Consider the following 1857-nt stretch of genomic DNA (forward strand, 5'->3'; position numbering starts at 1 on the left):
CAGGGGATGACCATTGTCATCTTTGACGACAGCACGCGCAAAAACATGCCCCACATGCATGCCTTGTTCAAAACCATCAGGGTTTAATCCATAGACAGGCAACTGTATACAGAAAAAAAATAAAACAATGATGTTGCTTACCCAACGGTAATACTGGCTGATACTGCTCTTATTGTCTGTCACTGTTAGGTCAAAAATCTCTCTAAGCTATTACTACTATGGAACCATAAGTACTTACGAACTTAACTAACAACCTGCACTACAAATAGAGTCCGATTTCAATTTACTTTTTAACGCAAAAAGTATCTATTTTTATGGCTTATTCTTTAAGCACTACTATCAGCTTTCCTCTTAAACCTAGTCGTCTTATTTTTAACCTTACCTTCAGCTTTTAACTCCTCATAAGTCTTAGCACCTCCATCTCTTAGCATGCAATATATTTCTTTAAATTCTTCTTCATCTGCATATTCACTATTTATAACACAATCTAATGCTGTCAATTTTCTATTTTTATTCACAACATTAACATCAACATTTTCTTTCAATAATATTTTTATAATTGAAATATCACCATAACTTGCCGCATCCATTAAATAAGTAAAAATATCCCCCCTCCCTTTATTTACTAACATATTACAATCTAAACCATTTTTTATCATCAAATCAAATACCTCATTTCTATCTTTAATAGATTCTGAATATTCTCTTACAATTTCAAAGGACTTAATCGCAAAATAGGCTACAGGTGTCCCAAATTTAGAAACAAAATTCACGTCCGCTCTATTTCTTATTAATATATTTGCAATTTTAAACTTTCCGATGAATAAAGCATAGCCAAGTACTGAATCTCCATCACTACAAATGTAATTGACGTTAATTTTGTTTTTACATAAAATTTTTGCCACTTTTATTTGACTATTTTTTATTGCTACCTCTAAACCATTTACTTTCACGCCAGATATATCGATTTGCTCCGCATTCACGTCCACACCATGCTTAATAAAACATTCAACAATATCAGTGTATCCATTTTTTATTGCATGAAAATATGCTGTATACCCCCAAACTACAACGCAAGGGCTTACACCTTTCTCTATTAGGCTTTTTACAACAGTAAGATTCCCTTCTTGTGCAGCTTTCGCTAAATCAAACTCATCAGAAGAGTAAACTTCCCCTTCTAATTGTGGATAAAATTCTTCATGCCTCACATGTCCATTTTCACATATGTAGCGATCACGCACATCAAATCCAGTATCTTCATCACACGCATCTGGATGATAGGCAACTATACAAAAATCTTTTATTATAGTTTTTTTAAAGTAATCAATTAATAAATATACACTATCATAGTCATAACAGCTTATCGCGATATTAAATTTTTTCTGGTAAACATAAGCCTTTAAAAACGTCATCTCATCATTATGCAAAAAAGAGTTGATCATTTCCCTTAATGGTTCTTCAACACTCAAAGTTTCTGAAAATTCATCTAGCTCGTTTTTCTCAAATTCTTCACTAAGCTTTTCCCATGCAGATTTTATACTTTTAAAAGCCTTTGTTCTTCTTGCCTCACACTCAAATTCAATAATAAACATATTTACTCTTCATTCTGGAACAGGAATAAACTTAATAAGTTCATTTACAATATTGCTCTTTGCTTCTCTGGGTAAATGAGTAGCTTTCAGCGATTCAAATATTTCCATCCAGGCTTTTTTCTTATCTATTGTCCCTGGCTTTATATCTTTTGCAGATACTTCTAAATACTTATTCCATGCTTGCGGCGAGTACTCGTTTTTAAACTTAATTCCAAATTGGTCAACAATATTAATTTTTTTAGGTTGAGCTACTATAAACTTACCA

3 protein-coding genes are annotated in these 1857 nt (G+C 32.3%); all 3 read right to left on the reverse strand.

Features of this window, described 5'->3' with window-relative positions:
• Positions 1-183 (reverse strand): hypothetical protein (locus KCG35_RS24995; RefSeq protein WP_215822567.1); only part of this gene is annotated, 183 nt, incomplete at its 3' end.
• A gap of 143 nt (positions 184-326) precedes the next feature.
• On the reverse strand, positions 327-1592 hold the full coding sequence (locus tag KCG35_RS25000; protein WP_215822568.1) for an ankyrin repeat domain-containing protein: 1266 nt from the start codon (positions 1590-1592) through the stop codon (positions 327-329).
• Between the two features lie 9 nt (positions 1593-1601).
• Positions 1602-1857 (reverse strand): hypothetical protein (locus tag KCG35_RS25005; RefSeq protein WP_215822569.1); only part of this gene is annotated, 256 nt, incomplete at its 5' end.

Source organism: Zooshikella harenae (genome assembly GCF_018837975.1).
Classification (GTDB): Bacteria; Pseudomonadota; Gammaproteobacteria; order Pseudomonadales; family Zooshikellaceae; genus Zooshikella; species Zooshikella harenae.